At 68.9% G+C, this 16634-nt stretch carries 16 protein-coding genes and 1 other RNA gene; 11 read left to right on the top strand and 6 right to left on the bottom strand.

Going from position 1 to position 16634, the window contains the following annotated elements; genetic code table 11:
* A partial coding sequence (locus G7B71_RS10895; protein ID WP_166040748.1) for a glycine zipper domain-containing protein occupies window positions 1-474 on the top strand: 474 nt, incomplete at its 5' end.
* A gap of 63 nt (window positions 475-537) precedes the next feature.
* Here the strand turns inward: G7B71_RS10895 and G7B71_RS10890 are convergent.
* Complete coding sequence (locus G7B71_RS10890) at window positions 538-2079, bottom strand: L,D-transpeptidase family protein (RefSeq protein ID WP_243406210.1); 1542 nt, start codon at window positions 2077-2079, stop codon at window positions 538-540.
* Between the two features lie 187 nt (window positions 2080-2266).
* Here G7B71_RS10890 and G7B71_RS10885 point away from each other — a divergent pair, with 187 nt between their 5' ends.
* The 3 genes from G7B71_RS10885 (at window position 2267) to G7B71_RS10875 (ending at window position 6225) form a co-directional block, all read left to right on the top strand.
* The gene (locus G7B71_RS10885; protein ID WP_279338402.1) at window positions 2267-3442 is read left to right on the top strand and encodes an NAD(P)/FAD-dependent oxidoreductase; all 1176 of its coding nucleotides are present in this window, start codon (window positions 2267-2269) and stop codon (window positions 3440-3442) included.
* Between the two features lie 97 nt (window positions 3443-3539).
* Entirely contained in the window at window positions 3540-4466 is a 927-nt protein-coding gene (locus tag G7B71_RS10880; RefSeq protein WP_166040744.1) for a PAS domain-containing protein, read from the top strand.
* Window positions 4467-4533: 67 nt separating this feature from the next.
* Window positions 4534-6225 carry a DEAD/DEAH box helicase gene (locus G7B71_RS10875; protein ID WP_166040742.1) on the top strand — a complete coding sequence of 564 codons (1692 nt, stop codon included), beginning with the start codon at window positions 4534-4536 and terminating at the stop codon, window positions 6223-6225.
* Here G7B71_RS10875 and G7B71_RS10870 read toward each other — a convergent pair whose 3' ends face one another.
* Complete coding sequence (locus G7B71_RS10870) at window positions 6226-6459, bottom strand: DUF1294 domain-containing protein (protein ID WP_166040762.1); 234 nt, start codon at window positions 6457-6459, stop codon at window positions 6226-6228.
* 121 nt (window positions 6460-6580) lie between these two features.
* Between G7B71_RS10870 and ffs the strand changes: the two genes are divergently transcribed.
* An RNA gene (gene ffs / locus G7B71_RS10865) (signal recognition particle sRNA small type) lies at window positions 6581-6678 on the top strand.
* Between the two features lie 129 nt (window positions 6679-6807).
* Here the strand turns inward: ffs and G7B71_RS10860 are convergent.
* The gene (locus G7B71_RS10860) at window positions 6808-7326 is read right to left on the bottom strand and encodes a hypothetical protein (RefSeq protein ID WP_166040740.1); all 519 of its coding nucleotides are present in this window, start codon (window positions 7324-7326) and stop codon (window positions 6808-6810) included.
* A 203-nt stretch (window positions 7327-7529) separates the two neighbouring features.
* On the opposite strand from G7B71_RS10860, the gene G7B71_RS10855 reads away from it, so the two are divergent.
* The 3 genes from G7B71_RS10855 (at window position 7530) to G7B71_RS10845 (ending at window position 10290) form a co-directional block, all read left to right on the top strand.
* Window positions 7530-9173, top strand: coding sequence for a DNA polymerase III subunit gamma/tau (locus tag G7B71_RS10855; RefSeq protein WP_166040738.1), 1644 nt, complete (start codon window positions 7530-7532; stop codon window positions 9171-9173).
* Between the two features lie 2 nt (window positions 9174-9175).
* On the top strand, window positions 9176-9499 hold the full coding sequence (locus G7B71_RS10850) for a YbaB/EbfC family nucleoid-associated protein (protein WP_166040735.1): 324 nt from the start codon (window positions 9176-9178) through the stop codon (window positions 9497-9499).
* 65 nt (window positions 9500-9564) lie between these two features.
* A complete protein-coding gene (locus G7B71_RS10845; RefSeq protein WP_243406209.1) occupies window positions 9565-10290 on the top strand; it encodes a transporter in 726 nt (241 codons plus the stop codon).
* Here G7B71_RS10845 and mtgA read toward each other — a convergent pair.
* The 3 genes from mtgA to G7B71_RS10830 all read right to left on the bottom strand — a co-directional run bounded on the left by mtgA (window position 10287) and on the right by G7B71_RS10830 (window position 12985).
* A complete protein-coding gene (mtgA, locus tag G7B71_RS10840; RefSeq protein ID WP_166040758.1) occupies window positions 10287-11039 on the bottom strand; it encodes a monofunctional biosynthetic peptidoglycan transglycosylase in 753 nt (250 codons plus the stop codon). The two genes, G7B71_RS10845 and mtgA, sit on opposite strands and share 4 nt — an antisense overlap.
* Window positions 11040-11097: 58 nt before the next feature.
* On the bottom strand, window positions 11098-12000 hold the full coding sequence (rpoH, locus tag G7B71_RS10835) for an RNA polymerase sigma factor RpoH (RefSeq protein ID WP_166040733.1): 903 nt from the start codon (window positions 11998-12000) through the stop codon (window positions 11098-11100).
* A 61-nt stretch (window positions 12001-12061) separates the two neighbouring features.
* Window positions 12062-12985, bottom strand: a complete 924-nt coding sequence (locus tag G7B71_RS10830) for an RluA family pseudouridine synthase (RefSeq protein WP_243406208.1) — start codon at window positions 12983-12985, stop codon at window positions 12062-12064.
* Window positions 12986-13141: 156 nt separating this feature from the next.
* Here G7B71_RS10830 and G7B71_RS10825 point away from each other — a divergent pair, with 156 nt between their 5' ends.
* The 3 genes from G7B71_RS10825 (at window position 13142) to G7B71_RS10815 (ending at window position 16611) form a co-directional block, all read left to right on the top strand.
* Complete coding sequence (locus G7B71_RS10825; RefSeq protein ID WP_166040729.1) at window positions 13142-13777, top strand: histidine phosphotransferase family protein; 636 nt, start codon at window positions 13142-13144, stop codon at window positions 13775-13777.
* 64 nt (window positions 13778-13841) lie between these two features.
* Window positions 13842-16181 (top strand): chemotaxis protein CheA, encoded by a 2340-nt coding sequence (locus G7B71_RS10820; protein ID WP_166040727.1) that lies wholly within the window; start codon window positions 13842-13844, stop codon window positions 16179-16181.
* Window positions 16174-16611, top strand: a complete 438-nt coding sequence (locus G7B71_RS10815; RefSeq protein ID WP_166040725.1) for a chemotaxis protein CheW — start codon at window positions 16174-16176, stop codon at window positions 16609-16611. The genes G7B71_RS10820 and G7B71_RS10815 overlap by 8 nt, the downstream gene beginning before the upstream one ends.
* Window positions 16612-16634 lie beyond the last annotated feature (23 nt).

Raw genomic sequence — 16634 nt, 5'->3', positions numbered from 1 at the left:
ACCGGCGCTGCGATCGGCGCGGTCGGCGGGGCCGGCGTCGGCGCGCTCGCCGGCGATCCGATCGCCGGGGCGGCGATCGGCGCGGCGATCGGCGGTCTCGCCGGCGCGGTGTGGGCCGATGCCAACAATGACGGCCGTGTCGACGGCTATACCCGCGGCGGTCAATATTATGCCGGCACGCCCGCTTATTATGATCCGGCGACGGGCCGGGCCTGCCAGAACGTGCTCGGCACGGCGGCGGCCGGGGCGGGCCTCGGCGCGGTCGGCGGCGCCGGCGTCGGTGCGGCGACCGGTTTCGGCACTCTCGAAGGCGCGATTGCCGGCGCGGTGGTCGGCGGTCTTGCCGGCGCGATCTGGGCCGATTCCAACAATGACGGCTGCGTCGACGGCTACACCCGTGGCGGCCAATATTATCAGGGCGCGCCCCAGCAGCCCGTCTATCAGGCTCCGGTGCAGCGCGGCGAGCGCGGCTGATCGCCTGAACGGTGAGGAAAGCGCCGCCGGGGACCATCCCCGGCGGCGCTTTTCTTTTGCGCTCTAGCGCCGCCGGCGTGCCGGAGGCTGGTTCAGCGCCGCGATTTGCACCGGGTCGCGATTGTACACGTCCTGGCGGAAGGCGACGCCCTGCGGCTCCGGCGCCACCGTCAGGTAGGTGATGTAGACCGGCACCGGCTCGGGAATGTTGACTTGCTGCTCCGGCGCGCTGCTCGGCGCCCTTGGCGCGGTTCCGAACAGCCAGCGGGCGAGCCGCGGCGCGTCCTCCAGCCGCACGCAGCCGGCGCTGAACAGCCGCCCTTCCTCGCGCAGCAGCGACCGGTCCGGCGTGTCGTGCAGGTAGATGCCGAGGTCGTTGGGGAACATGAACTTCATCCGCCCCATCGCATTGTCCTGGCCCGGCAGCTGGCGCACGCGCAGCTCCTGCCGTCCCGCCGCGACCGCGTTCCAGTCGACCTCGGACGGGTCGAGCCGGCGCGCGTCCTCGGTCCAGTCGGACAGGACCTCGTAGCGACGGCTGCGGATGAAGCCGGGGCCCTCGCGCTGCACGCCCGGCGCGATCCGCTCGCGGACGAGATCGGGCGGCACGTTCCAATAGGGGTTGAGCGTCAGGTAGCGCAAAGTGCCGGCCATCATCGGCGTCGGCTCGGTCGGCCTTCCGACGACCACGCGCATCGATCCGACCGCCTCGCCGTCCTCGTACATCCACAGCCGCGCCGCCGCGGCGTCGACCAGCACGTAGCGGCGGCCGAGATTGGCGGGGAGGGCGCGGGCGCGTTCCAGGTTGAGGCGCAGCAGCTGCTGGGTCTCGCGCGAGCCGTGGTTGAGCAGGGCAAGCGTCAGCGGGCCGGCGAGCCCGTCGGTCGGCTGGCCATAAGCGCGCTGGAGCTCGCGAACGGCATTGGCGACCGCCCGATCATAGGGGCCGTCGGGGATCATTCCGAGCCGTGCGCGCAGCAGCCGCACGCGCGGATCGGTCGAGCCCGGCCGCAGGATCGGACCCGAAGGAACGTGGATCGCCGGGCGCTCGTCCCCCAGGCCGCGATGGGCCGCGAGGCCGCCGCGAAGCTGCGCGTAGAGCGGGTTCATCCAGCCGATCGATTCGAGATAGGCTTGCAGGTTCGGCGCCGCCGCCGCCGCCATCAGCACCACCGTCTTGCTCGGCACGACCGGTCGGAAATGCGCCTCGGTATAGACGATGCCCATATCGCGGGCGCGGCGCGCGTCGCGCACATATTCGGCGAAGGTCCGCGACAGAAGCATTTCCGCGCGCGCCAGCGCCCGCGGCGCGCCGCCCGCCGCTTCCTCGATCGCATCGGCGACCGCGTTCGGCCGGTAGGTGCGCGGGTTCAGACCGTCCGCCTCGGCGGTTTCGAGGAGGTGGAGCAATTGCTGAGCCTCCGGCCCGAGCGTGCCGCCGCGCACCCAGATCGGCTGGTAGCCACGCTGCTGGTAGAAACGCGCGATCTCGCGGTCGCCGCGCACGGCCGATCGCACCGCCTCGGTGAGGCCGCCCTGAGCGAGTGCAGGCTCAGGCGCCGCCGCGACCGCGACCGCCGCACAGGCCAGAGTCGAAAATAGCAAGGAGCGGGCCCGGGAAACACCGGCCCGCCTAACGGATTGAAAACGCATTACACCCCCGACTGGATGATCCGGCAGGATCAACGCGAGGATGGCTTCGGCGTTCCACCTTTCAGCGACGAGGCGGGCAGACAGAAGGGCCGTTGGAGGCTAGGGACGCGCCGCAGCCCGATCGAAAGCAGTTCCTTCCGTGTCTTCCTCCTATGACGTAATCATCCTCGGTGCCGGCGCCGCCGGCCTGATGTGCGCGGCCACCGCCGGACAGCGCGGCCGCCGCGTGCTGCTCGTCGAGCACGCCGATCGCGCGGGCAAGAAGATCCTCATCTCTGGCGGCGGACGCTGCAACTTCACCAATATCGGCGCGGGGCCGGCGCAGTTTCACTCGGCCAATCCCCATTTCGCCAAGTCGGCCTTGAGCCGCTACACGCCGAGCGACTTTCTCGCTCTCGTCGAAAAGCACCGCATCGCCTGGCACGAGAAGACGCTCGGCCAGCTCTTCTGCGACGGCTCCTCGCTTCAGATCGTCAACATGCTGATGGAGGAATGCGCAAAGGGGTCGGTGCGCATCGCCCTTTCGAGCCCGATCCGCGACGTCGGCCATGCCGACGGCCAGTTCAGCGTCACCCACGGGGACACGGTGTCGACCGCGCCGTCACTGGTGATCGCCACCGGCGGACCGTCGATCCCGAAGATGGGGGCGACCGGCTTCGCCTACGATCTCGCCCGCAAGTTCGGTTTGAAGATCGTCGAGCCTCGGCCGGCGCTCGTCCCGCTCACGCTGGGCGGCGACGAGGCGTTGTTCCGCGATCTGTCGGGGGTTGCCACCGAGGTGATCGCCAAGGCGAACAAGACTCGGTTCCGCGAGGCGGCCCTGTTCACGCACAAGGGCATGTCGGGGCCGGCCATCCTTCAGATTTCGTCCTACTGGCGCCACGGCGAGCCGGTCGGGATCGACTTCCTGCCTGCGCAGGCGCCGGGCTGGGCGGTGGCGGCGAAGCGGGCACGGCCGCGCACCCATTTCCACACGTTGCTCGGCGAGCTGCTGCCGGACCGCCTCGCCGAGACTCTCGCCAAGAAGATCGGCCTGTGGGGCGAGCTCGCCAACCTGCCCGACCGCAAGCTGGAGGAGGCCGCGCGCCGCCTCGCCGACTGGCAGTTCCACCCCAACGGCACCGAGGGCTTCGCCAAGGCCGAGGTGACCGCGGGCGGCATCAGCACCGCCGAGCTGTCGTCGCAGACGATGGCGGCGAAGAAGGTGCCGGGCCTCTACGCGATCGGCGAGGCGGTCGACGTCACCGGCTGGCTCGGCGGCTACAATTTCCAATGGGCCTGGGCCAGCGCCTGGGCCGCCGGCCAAGCGATCTGACTGGGTGTCAAGGCAATCGATCCCATGCTAAACGATTGAAATGGAAACAAGTGAATTGCCTCGCCTGGCCGTTGCGTTCGAGGGAGCGTCGGCCGACATGCTGGCCGCGATCCTCGATCAGAGCGCCGATTGCATCAAGGTGATCGGGTCGGAAGGCACAGTCGATTACATGAACCGCAACGGCCAATGCGCCATGGAGGTCGACGATTTCTGCGCCATCGCGGGCCTCAAATGGTCCAGCCTCTGGCCGGCAGAGTCGCAGCCGCTGATCGAGAGCGCGATCGAGAGGGCGCGTTCCGGCGGAGTCGCCCGTTTCGAGGCGTTCTGCCCAACCGCCAAGGGCACCCCCCGCTGGTGGGAAGTCAGTGTGTCGCCGTTGCGCGGTACCGGTGGAAAGGTCGACGGCTATATCGCGACGTCGCGGGACATCACCGATCGGGTCAATCAGAACCGGCTCCGCGACGCGGTCTCGGACGAAATGCGCCACCGGCTGCGCAACAATTATGTCGTCGTCGGCAGCCTGCTTTCCGCCTATGCCCGGGGCAAGCCGGAACATGAGGGCTTCGCGCGCGAGATGACGCGCCGCCTGACCAGTCTCGGAATCGCCCAGACGATGAAGTCTGAACATGGCGCCGACTGCACTCTCGCCGGCCTGATTCCCGCACTGCTCGAGCCCTATGCGACCCCCGATTGCCCGCTCGTCATCGGCCCGTTGCCTGACGCCCCGCTCGCACAGGGCGCGGTCGACGCGCTCGCCCTCGTGCTGGGTGAGCTGGCCTGCAATTCGACGAAGCACGGCGCTCTCGGGACGGTCGGGCGGGTCGACCTGACCTCCACCCTCGTCCAGCGGACACTCCGCCTGGTCTGGTCGGAACGCTCCAGCCGCACCATCGAACGTCGTCATCGGGAGGGCGGCCAGGGCCTGCGCCTGATGAACCGGGTGCTTGCGTCTCAGGGCGGCGGAATCGATCTGGCCTGGAGCGAGAACGGCCTCGATGCCACGGTAACTCTGACCATCGCCTGAGCCTTTCGAGCCGCGCCCGTCGTCCCTCCTTGTCCGCGGGACGATTCATCCCCATTTGCGAGCGCTCATGACTTTCGAAAATCTGCCGCCGCTTCTCTCTGAAGCGCTCGCCGCGCGCGGCTATGCCGCGCCCACGCCCGTCCAGGCCGCCGTGCTCGCTCCCGAAGCGGAAGGGCGCGACCTGCTTGTCTCCGCGCAGACCGGATCGGGCAAGACTGTCGCCTTCGGCCTCGCCATGGCCGGCGAGCTGCTGGAGGACGGTGTCCCGCCGGCGGTGCGCGAGCCGCTCGCCTTGGTCATCGCGCCGACCCGCGAGCTGGCGCTCCAGGTCAGTCGCGAGCTCGCCTGGCTGTACGGCAAGGGCGGGCGGATCGCGACCTGCGTCGGCGGCATGGACCCGTCCAAGGAGCGCCGCGCTCTGTCCTACGGCGCCCATATCGTCGTCGGCACGCCGGGACGCCTGCGCGACCATCTCGAGCGCGGCGCGCTCGATCTCTCCGCGATCCGCGCCGTCGTTCTCGACGAGGCCGACGAGATGCTCGACATGGGCTTCCGCGACGAACTCGAGGAGATCCTCGACGCGACTCCGCAGGAGCGGCGCACCCTGCTGTTCTCGGCGACGCTGCCGAAGCCGATCGTGGCTCTTGCCAAGCGTTACCAGCGCGATGCCCTGCGAATCTCGACGGTCGGCGAGGATCGCGGCCATGGCGACATCACCTATCAGGCGGTCACCGTCTCGCCGGCCGGCATCGAGCATGCCGTCGTCAACCTGCTTCGCTTCCACGAGGCGGAGACGGCGATGCTGTTCTGCGCCACGCGCGACAATGTCCGCAATCTCCACGCCAGCCTGGTCGAGCGCGGCTTCGCTGCGGTGGCCTTGTCGGGAGAGCACAGCCAGTCGGAGCGCAACCACGCGCTCCAGGCGCTGCGCGACCGCCGCGCGCGCATCTGCGTCGCCACCGATGTCGCCGCGCGCGGAATCGACCTGCCGACGCTCAGCCTCGTCGTCCATGTCGAGATTCCGCGCGATGCCGAGACTCTGCAGCACCGTTCCGGCCGAACCGGCCGTGCCGGCAAGAAGGGCACTGCGATCCTCATCGTCCCCTATCAGCGCCGCCGCCGCGTCGAGGCGATGTTGCGCGGGGCGCGGATCAATGCCGAGTGGATTCCTGCGCCGACCGCCGAAGCGGTCCATGCCCGCGACCGCCAGCGGCTCATGGAGACGCTTCTCCAGCCCGTCGAAGCCGACGAGGACGATCTCGACCTCGGCCGCAAGCTGCTCGCCGAGCGCGCGCCCGAGGAGATCGCCGCCGCCCTGGTCCGCGCCCACCGCGCCAAGCTGCCGCCGCCCGAGGAGCTCGCCGAGCAGGGCGAGGGGCGCCGCGACGAGCGCGAGCGTGGCCATCGCCCGGGCTTCGAGGACACGATCTGGTTCCGAATGAATGTCGGCCGGCGCCACAATGCCGATCCGCGCTGGCTGCTGCCGCTGCTGTGCCGGCGCGGGCACATCACCCGCAACGAGGTCGGCGCCATCCGCATCGCCGCCAACGAGACCGCGTTCGAGATCCCGAGCGCGCTCGCCGGCCGCTTCATGAAGGCCGTCGCCCGCACCGCCCGCGACGAGGATGACGGTCTCCTCATCGAGCAGATGCAGGGAACGCCCCGCGATGCCGCGCGCGACAACCGCCGCCACGACGGCGCTCGGCCGGCTCCCGCTCATCGGTCGAAGGGCCCGCCGCGGCGGGCGCGGCACGGATAGCTAAAGGAGCAGGAACCCGAGGACGGCGCCGATCTGCAGGGCGACGATCGCCAGAAGGTGGGTCGAGAAGGGCTCCTTGCGGGTCTTGTGGCGGAATAGCCGTCTCGCCAGAAGCGCGCCGGGCGAGCCGCCGAGCAGGGCCAGGCCGAGAAGGTCGCCTTCCCGTATCCGTCTCGCCCCGGCGCGGGCGCGCCGCTTGTCGTCCCAGAAGCTCCACATGGTCCAGCCGTTCATGGCGGCCAGGAAGAGAGCGCCGAGAGGAAGCCAGGTCGTCGTGACCGCGACGCTAGCCGGCACGGGTTACCGATAGGTTCAGCGCCATCTTGCATCCTCCGGCCGCCTCGACCATATCGCCCCCGGGAGTCGGGCGGACGGAATTGTCGCCAACCTGGTCAGGTCCGGAAGGAAGCAGCCACAACGATTTCGTTCCGGGTCGTTCCGGCTCCCACCTCATGAACCGCCGAGCGCAGTGACGGCGACGCGAAGCGTCGCCGGAGCAGCGCGTAGAGTCGGTGAATGACGGACGGCCTGCCGCCTGGCGGACAGGACCGACGGCGCGGCTTTGCCGCGACGCAATTCCGCTCAGTCGAGCGAAACGCCAAGGCGCCGCGCCTCCTCCGCGAAGGCCGTGTCGATCACGCGCCAGCCGATCTCGCCGGCCGCGACCGCGCCGTCGAGCGAACCGATCATGCGCAACATGGCCTCGCAGCGTTCCGGCTCAGTGCTCGTCGCGCTCGCAACGGTCTCGAGCGAGCTCATCATGCCCGACATCACGGTGACGCCGCTTTCCATATAGGCCTGGAAATCGGGCCGGTTCATCAGGTCCAGGGCGAAGCGCGCGCGATCGTCCGCGGTCCACACGCCAAGCTCGATGAGCCGCGCCGAGCGCCGGTCCATCCGCTGCTCGAGGACTTGGTTCATCTCCTGGATCGCTGGCCGAGTCGCTTCCATCACCCGATCCATCTCGCTGATCAGCGCCTCTCGCTGGCCGGCGTCGGCGCAATTCGTCGCGCGCAAAGCCGGCGGGATGTCGATCCGCGGCAGGGTCAGCTCGGGGGCGGGTGGAAGCAGCGCCGCGGCGATGATGATGCTGGCAAACATGAACTTCCCCCGTCTCGCATGCCCACTCTGGTTCAGGTCCGCGCTGTGGGCAAGGTCGGGCTTAACCGGTTGGACCCGATCCCGCGCAGCGTGTGGTGCCGCTGCACTTTTCGCTGTCCTAGAGGGACCGGCATGGCCATGATCGGCCGCGATGTCTGATCCCCGATTCCTGCTTCGTTCGCTGCAGCGCGTAGAGTTCGCTCATGTCTGATTCCTTCGGCCTCGGCCTCGACGAGCCTCCCCAGCCGCAGTCGGCGCAGCCCTATCGCGTGCTCGCGCGCAAATACCGGCCGCAGAACTTCTCCGAGCTGATCGGCCAGGAGGCGATGGTCCGCACCCTCGCCAACGCGATCAAGCGCGACCGGCTCGCCCATGCCTTCCTGCTCACCGGAGTCCGCGGCGTCGGCAAGACCTCGACCGCGCGGCTCATCGCCAAGGCGCTGAACTGCATCGGCCCGGACGGACAGGGCGGCCCGACCATCGATCCGTGCAACGTCTGCGAGCCGTGCCGCGCGATCGCCGAAGGCCGCCATATCGACGTGATCGAGATGGACGCCGCCTCCAACACCGGCGTCGACGACGTCCGCGAGATCATCGACGCGGTCCGCTATTCCGCGGTGTCGGCGCGCTACAAGGTGTACATCGTGGACGAGGTCCACATGCTGTCGAAGAACGCGTTCAACGCGCTTCTGAAGACGCTCGAGGAGCCGCCGCCCCACGTCAAATTCCTGTTCGCCACGACCGAGGTGAACAAGGTCCCGATCACGGTCCTGTCGCGCTGCCAGCGCTTCGACCTCCGGCGCATCCCCGCCGACCGCCTCACCGCCCATTTCGCCGAGGTCGCGAAGGCGGAAGGAGTCGAGGTTGAGGAGGAGGCACTCGCCTTGATCGCCCGCGCCGCCGAGGGCTCGGCCCGCGACGGCCTGTCGATCCTCGACCAGGCGATCGCCCACGGCTCCGGCACGGTCACCGCCGAGCAGGTCCGCGCGATGCTCGGCCTGTCCGACCGCGGCGCGATCCGCGGTCTGCTCGGTCTCCTGCTCGCCGGCGACGCGCCGGGCGCGCTCGCCGCGGTCAAGGACCAGTACGACCTTGGCGTCGAGCCGGCCGCGCTGATCCGCTCGCTGCTCGAGGCGGTCCACGGAATCACCCGCGCCAAGATCGGCGGCGCCCGGGACCCGGCGCAGTCGGACGAGGAGCGCGAGGCTTATGCCGAATGGTCCGGCCGCCTGTCCTTCGCGATGATCCACCGGCTGTGGCAGCTGCTCCTCAAGGGCCTCGACGAGGTCAACCGGGCGCCGCTGCCGCTCGAAGCCGCCGAGATGGCGCTGCTCCGGGTGATCCACGCCTCGGAGTTGCCCGACCCCGGCCAGCTCGCCCAGCGGCTGGCGAGCGGGGGAGGGGCCGCGCCCGCCCAAGTGTCGGGTCCGTCGGCTTCGTCACCGTCTGCGCCGCCGGCGGAAACCTCCTCCGGCCAGGCCCCGGCCAGCTTCCCGGCCCTGATCACGTTGCTCGAGCAGAAGGGCCACGCCCATCTCGCCCAGCAGCTCCACGATTATGTCGGCCTGGTCCGCTATGCGCCGCCCGAGCTGGTGGTGAGGCCCGCGCGGCCGATGCCGGACCTCGCCCGTGAGGCGGTGACCGCGCTCAACGCGGCGACCGGGATGCGCTGGCAGGTCGAGCTCGCCGAGGACGGCGAGGCGCAGCCGAGCCTGCTCGAGCAGGAAGAAACCAACGCCGAGCGCGAGCGCCAGGAGGTGTTGGACTCGCCGATGGTCAAGGCGGCGTTCGAGGCCTTTCCCGATGCCGAGCTTGCTGGCTATACGGCCGGCAACCAACGGAGCTGAACATGCCGAACATCGATGAAATCATGAAGATGGCGCAGGACGCGCAGAACAAGTTGATGGAGGCCCAGCAGAAGCTCGACACCATCGAGGTCGAGGGCGCGGCGGGCGGCGGAATGGTCAAGATCCGCGCCACCGCCAAGGGCCGGGTCACCGGAGTCTCCATCGACGACAGCCTGTTCGCCGGCGGCGACAAGCAGATGCTCGAGGACCTGATCGCCGCAGCGTTCAACGACGCCAAGGGCAAGGCCGATACGGCCGGCTCCGAGGCGATGCGCGACGCCACCGCGGGCTTCCCGATGCCGCCCGGCTTCCAGATGCCGTTCTGATCAAGCGGCTCGCCCTGCTGCCGCTGGCGCTCGCTGCGGCAACGCCCGCGCTGGCGCAAGAGCAGTTGCGCGACCTGTGCGGCGACCGACCCGGCCTCGGCAGCTCCACCTGCATCGTCGATGCCGGGCACGTGCAGGTCGAGACGGGCCTGTCCTGGACACGCAGCGAAGAGCTTGGCGCCCGCGAGGATGTCTTCCTCGTCGGCGACACCCTGCTTCGCTTCGGCCTCGACGAGCGCACCGAGGTCCAGCTCGGCTTCACCGCTTTCGGTCACGTCCGCACCCGGACGCCGCTCGCGGTGGACGAGGACTCGGGCATCGGCGATGTCACTCTCGCTCTGCGCCGCAACCTGGTCTCTCCGGATGGTTCCGGGACCAACGCCGCGGTCCAGGCCTATGTCACACTTCCGACTGGCGACGATGCCATCGGCGCGGGCGAGTGGAGCGCGGGCATCCTGCTTCCGTTCGGCTTCGACTTGAATGACAGCCTGTCGATCGCCTTCACCCCTCAGGCGAGCCTCGAGCCGGACTCGGACGGGGAGGGGCACCATGCATCGTTCGGAGGCTCGGCCGGTATCGGCATCACTCTCTCTGACCGGCTCGGAGCGGCGGTCGACCTTGCCGTCATTCAGGATGACGACCCGGCCGGGTCCAGCACCGAGGCGTTGCTCGGCCTGTCGATGACTCTGAGCGTGTCGGACAACGTCCAGCTCGACGCCGGCCTCAATCTCGGCCTCAACGACGACAGTTCCGATACCGAGCTCTACGCCGGCATCGTCACCCGCTTCTAATCATAGACGCAGGAGTCGAGCCCCTGCCGCTCGACCGCGCCCATCCGCGCCGCGATGGTGTTGCCGTAGCGTCGGGTGAAGCCCGCCGGCGCGACCGCCGCGCGGCGCTTGGGCAGCGGCAGCACCGCGGCGATCCGCGCCGCTTCCTGGCGGGTCAGTTGGTCGGCGCCATGGTTGAAGTAGCGCTGCGCCCCGGCATTGGCGCCATAGGTGCCGATCCCCGTCTCGGCGACGTTGAGATAGACCTCCATGATCCGCCGCTTCGACCACATCGTCTCGATGAGCAGGGTGAACCAGGCTTCCAGGCCTTTGCGGAAGAAGCCGCCGCCCTGCCACAGGAAGGCGTTCTTCGCGGTCTGCTGGCTGATCGTCGATCCGCCGCGCAAGACGCTGCCGCCCTCCTGGTTGCGGCGCCAGGCCGCCTCGATCGCCTCGCGGTCGAAGCCGTGATGGGAGCAGAACTTGCTGTCCTCTCCCGCGATCACCGCCCGCACCATGTCGCGGTCGATGCGCGCGATGCTCATCCACTGGCCCTGGGCGCCGTTGCCGGCGGCGATGTCGGCGATCTGGGTGAAGGTGATCGGCGGGTTCACGACGCGATAGGCGAGCACCCACAGGACGCTCACCACCACGAACCAGAACAGGATCTTGAACGGCAGCAGCAACAGCCGCCGGCCGAGCGAGCGCTTCTTCTTCTTTCCCCTCCCGCGCGCGGGAGGGGGCAGGGGAGGGGCTGTTGTATCGGCCATGCGCGGGCTTGCGGACATGCCCATCCCTAACCCCTCCCGCAAGCGGGAGGGGAGGGTTTTATCCCGCCGTGAGCAGGCGGCGCTCGCCGGCGAGGCTCATCAGCGCCTTCTGCAGCTTTTCGAACGCCCGCACCTCGATCTGGCGGATCCGCTCGCGGCTGACATTGTAGACCTGGGAGAGCTCCTCGAGCGTCTTCGGGTCGTCCGACAGGCGGCGCTCGGTGAGAATGTGCTTCTCGCGGTCGTTCAGCGATTCCATCGCCTCGACGAGCAGCTCGTGGCGGACTCGGCTTTCCTGAGCGTCGGCGACGCGTTCGTCCTGCAGCGGCTCGGCATCCACGAGCCAATCCTGCCAGGTGCCTTCGCCATCCTCGCGCAGCGGCACGTTCAGCGAGGTGTCGCCGCCCATTGCCATGCGCCGGTTCATCGAGATCACGTCTTCCTCGGTGACTCCGAGATCCTTGGCGATCTTGGCGACGTCCTCGGGCTTGAGATCGCCTTCCTCGAACGCCTCGATGCGGTTCTTCATCCGACGGAGGTTGAAGAACAGCTTCTTCTGCGCCGCGGTGGTGCCCATCTTCACGAGCGACCAGCTCCTCAGGATGAACTCCTGGATCGACGCGCGAATCCACCACATCGCGTAGGTCGCGAGGCGGAAGCCCCTCTCGGGCTCGAACTTCTTCACGCCCTGCATGAGGCCGATATTGCCTTCGGAGATGAGCTCCGAGACGGGCAGGCCATAGCCGCGATAGCCCATCGCGATCTTGGCGACGAGGCGCAGGTGGGAGTTGACCAGCTTGGCCGCGGCATCGGTGTCCTGATGCTCGGCCCAGCGCTTGGCCAGCATATATTCCTCCTCGGGCGTGAGGATGGGGAACTTCTTGATCTCGGCGAGATAGCGGTTGAGCCCCGCTTCGCCGCCCGTCGCCGGGATGGTCGCTACGTTTCTGCCGGTGGCCATGACGGTCTTCTTCAACTCCCTGGGCGCTGTCCGCTATGCTGCGGACCGGCACCTTTCGTGCCTATACGGTGAGCGCCCTCAACAGTTCCTGTATATCCGACGGAAGGGCGCTTTTGAACGACAAGTTTTCATTCAAGACCGGATGCACGAATCCGAGCTCGGCAGCGTGCAGGGCCTGACGCTCGAAATTCAAACGCTTCAACACGTCCTTATGCTCCGGACGGCTGCGTCCGTAGACCGGATCGCCGAGCAAAGGATGGCCGATCGAGGCCATATGGACTCGCACCTGGTGAGTGCGTCCGGTCTCCAGCCGGCATTCGACCAGCGACGCTCCGCGCAGCGGTTCGACGAGCCGGTAATGGGTGACCGCGCGCTTGCCGCGGCCTTCCTCGACGATCGCCATCTTCTTGCGATTGACGCTCGACCGCGCGAGCGGCGCGTCGACCGTCCCCAACGGCGGCTTCGGCAGGCCAGCGACCACCGCATAATATAGCCGGTGGATACTGTGCTTGGCGAATTGCGCCGCCAGGCCTTCATGGGCGCGGTCGGTTTTGGCGACCACCAGAAGCCCCGACGTGTCCTTGTCGATGCGGTGCACGATGCCCGGCCGGGCCACGCCGCCGATGCCGCTGAGGCGGCCCGCGCAATGGTGGAGCAGGGCATTGACCAGGGTCCCGTCGAAATTGCCCGCGGCCGGGTGGACGACCAGGCCGGCAGGCTTGTCGACCACCAGCAGGTGGTCGTCCTCGAACAGGATGTCGAGCGGGATATCCTGCGGCTCGTTGTGCGCGGGCTTAGGCTCGGGAACCTCGACGGCATAGACGCCGCCGGGGACGGCCTTGGCCGCCGGATCGCGCACCGCGATGCCTTGGGGGCCGGCGACGGAGCCGCTCGAGATCAGGGCCTTGAGGCGCTCGCGCGACAGCGTCGGGACCGCCGCGGCAAGGGCCCGATCGAGCCGCCATCCGGCAGCGTCGTCCGCCACCCGCGCTTCTATGATTTGCGACGCCCCCACTGGAGCCGATATGGAGTCGGAGCCGAAATCTTCAAGCCGCCGCGCCGAAAGCCGACGCCTTGCAAGTCTTGGCGTTCCCGCCCAAAGAACCTGAACCGATAACCCGCACGGATCGTCGCGCCCCGCATGAAGTCCCACGAATTCGCCAGCCTGCTCTGCTCGCGCCTGTGCCACGATCTGCTGAGCCCGATCGGCGCGCTCAACAACGGCATCGAGCTGCTCGCCGACGAGCATGACCCGGAGATGCGGGCGCGCTGCCTCGACCTTCTCGGCGAGAGCGCTCGGGCGTCGGCCAACAAGCTCAAATTTTTCCGTCTGGCTTTCGGCGCGGCGGGTGGCTTCTCGGACGAGGTCGACACGCGCGAGGCGCGCCAGGCGATCGACGGCCTGTTCGGCACCGACGGGCGCATCCAGATCGGCTGGATGGTCGAGGAGCCGACGATGAGTAAGTCGGCGCTCAAGATCCTCCTCAACCTGGTGCTGATCGCCGGCGACTCCCTGGTCCGCGGCGGCCGGCTCGACATCGGCGCAGAGCGCCATTCCGGCGGCATGGACATCGTCATCCGCGCCGAGGGCACCCGCATCGTCCTCGATCCGGAGCTGCGCCGGGTGCTGACCGGCGCCGAGGCCGAGGGCGATCTCGCGCCGCGCGCGGCCGCCGCGTGGCTGGCGCAGAGCCTGGTCGCCGAAGGCGGCGGCCAGATCCAGCTCGCCGACGACGAGGACGGCGTCCTCCTGCTTGGGGCGAGCCTGCGTTTCTGACGCGGTAAACCCCTTCTTTACCAGCCGCTCGCCATAAGGTCCGCCGCCACCTGCGGACGGACCCATGGACGAGCTGATCAACGACTTCATCGCGGAAACCCGCGACATGCTGGAGGCCCTGGGCGGCGAGATCGTCGCCTGGGAAGCGGCGCCGGGCGACCGCGCTCGCCTCGACGAGATTTTCCGCTTCGTCCACACCGTGAAGGGCAATTGCGGCTTCTTCGACCTGCCGCGCCTCGAAGCGCTGAGCCATGCCGCCGAGGACGCGCTCGCCGAGGTCCGCTCCGGCAAGCGTGGCGCCGACGCTGCCCTGGTCAGCGGCGTGCTCGCGGTGATCGATCGGATCGGCGAGCTTGTTCACGCGCTCGAGACCGGGGAATCCCTCGCTTCCGAGGATGACGGGCTGCTGATCGAATCGCTGAAGCCCGGCGCCGCGCCGTTCGTCGAAGTGACGAGCAGCGACGTGGCGATCGGCGACGCGCGCAAGGCGCAGCGCTCGATCCGGCTGTCGGTCGACCTCCTCGACCGAATGATGAGCGGCGTCTCCGACGCGGTGCTCGCCCGCAACGAGCTCTCCCGCCGGCTGCGCGACGCGCCGACCGACTTGGCGGTCGAGGCGGCGTTCGACCGCGTCTCCGCCTGCATCGCCGAGATCCGCGACGCGATCACCCGCACGCGCATGCAGCGCATCGACAATCTCTTTGCTGCGCTGCCGCGCATGGTCCGTGACATCGCCTCTGAACTCGACAAGCATGTCCGCCTCGAGGTCGACGGCGGCGACGTCGAGCTCGACCGCGAGATGATCGAGATGATCCGCGATCCGCTGACCCACATGGTCCGCAACGCCATCGACCACGGCATCGAGCCGGCCGAGGCGCGCTCTGCCGCCGGCAAGGAGGCCGCGGGCACGCTCAAGGTGTGCGCGCGCCAGTCGGGCAACCAGATCCTCATCGAAGTGGTCGACGACGGCCGCGGCATCGACGGCGACAAGCTGGTCAAGAAGGCGCTCGCCAGCGGCGTTCTGACTCCGGAGCGCGCCGAGCGCCTGTCGCAGGCGCAGAAGATTGGCCTCATCTTCGAGGCTGGCCTGTCGACCGCCCAGGAAGTCACCGCCATTTCCGGCCGCGGCGTCGGCATGGACGTGGTCCGCGCCAATATTGAGCGGATCGGCGGCCTCGTCGAGGTCGATTCCAAGCTCGGCCATGGCGTGCGCTTCACCATCCGCGTGCCTCTGACCCTCACCATCATCCCCGCGCTCACGGTCAGCGCCGGCGGCCAGATCTTCGCCATCCCGCGCGCCGCGATCGACGAAATCCTGCGCACCAGCGGCAGCGCCGTGAAGCTGGAGACGATCGGCGACTCCTGCATTGCCACCATCCGCGGCCGCCGGGTTCCGCTGATCACTCTGACCGACCTGCTCGGCCTGCCGCGCAACAAGGGCGGCAAGGACCAGACGATCATCCTTCTGAAGCCGGCGGGCGGCGACGTTTATGCGTTGCTGCTCGACGGCGTGTTCGATCACGAAGAGCTGGTGGTGAAGCCCGCCGCGCCCGCGATCATGGCCGCCGGCCTCTATGCCGGCACCACGCTCGCCGACGACGGCCGGCCGGTCCTGCTGCTCGATCCTTCCGGCATCGCCAGCAAGGCGGCGATCGCCGAGCAGGAAACCGACCGCGAGCATCGCGTCGCCGAAACGGCCAAGAAGGCGCGGGTCGAGGAGCATGCCCAATTGCTCGTCTTCCGCGGCCTCGACGGCGGCCGCCGCGCCGTGCGGCTCGCGGTGGTCGAGCGGATCGAGGACATTTCTCCCGACGCCATCCAGTTCACCGCCGGCCGCCTGCGCGTCGCGATCGACGGCGCGATCCTGCCGATGGCGGGCTGCACGGAGGCGCCCGACCGCGAGAAGATCCGAATCCTTCGCCTCAGCGACGGCCTCGGCGAGCTGGCTTACGCGTTCGACTCGGTGATCGACATCGTGCCGCTCGCCGGCAAGCTGCGCCGCTCGCGCACCGCGGGCGAGATTGCCGGGGTCATCCTGATCAACGGCGAGCAGGTCGAGCTCGTCGACCCGCACTGGCTGTTCGCCCATTGCGACGCCGTGACCGCGGGCGAAGCGCGCCGAGTCTGCGCGATGCCGCTCGGCGACCCATGGATGGACAATATGTTGCGGCCGCTGGTCGAGAGCCTCGGCTACGAGGTGATCGAGGCGGGGGAGGGCGTCGAGGCCGATCTCCTCGTTGCCAGCGCGGACACGCCGCTGCCCGCCGCGCCGCCGGGCGCCCAGGTGCTGCGCCTGCGCGCGACTCCGGAGCCCGCGGACGATTCCGATACCATTTACCGCTACGACCGCGCCGCTCTGCTCGACGCGCTCGGCGCCAGCGAGAAGGCGAGCAATCATGGTTGACCTGTTGCTGATCGTCCGCCTGGCCGGCCGCCGCGTCGCACTTCCTGCCGCCGACGTGGAGGCGGTGGTCGAGCTCGAGGGCCTCACTCCGGTTCCGGGGACGGCCGATCATGTCGCCGGCCTGTCTGCGCTGCGAAGCCGGGTGTTGACGGTGATCGACAGCTGGTCTGCGCTCGGTCTCGAAGACCAGGCCGCGATCGGCTCCACCGAAGCGATTGTCGTCCCGTCGGGCGGGCACACCTACGCCTTGCTCGTCGAGCAGGTCGAGGACGTGGTGGAATCGAAGGGGAAGCCGGTCCCGTTCAAGGCCTCGCCGGGGCCGGGCTGGAGCCGCGTCTCCTCCGGCATGGTCGAGGCTGGGGACGACCTGCTGCTGCTCGTCGACCCGCACGCGCTGATCGCCGGACCGCCGTTGGAAGAAGCCGCATAATCCGGTCGCCGATTTAAAGTTGT

The sequence above is a fragment of the Sphingosinicella sp. YJ22 genome, assembly GCF_011320075.1.
GTDB lineage: Bacteria > Pseudomonadota > Alphaproteobacteria > Sphingomonadales > Sphingomonadaceae > Allosphingosinicella.
The sequence above is the reverse complement of the archived record's forward strand: the minus strand, read 5'-3'. Positions and strand labels throughout refer to the sequence as shown.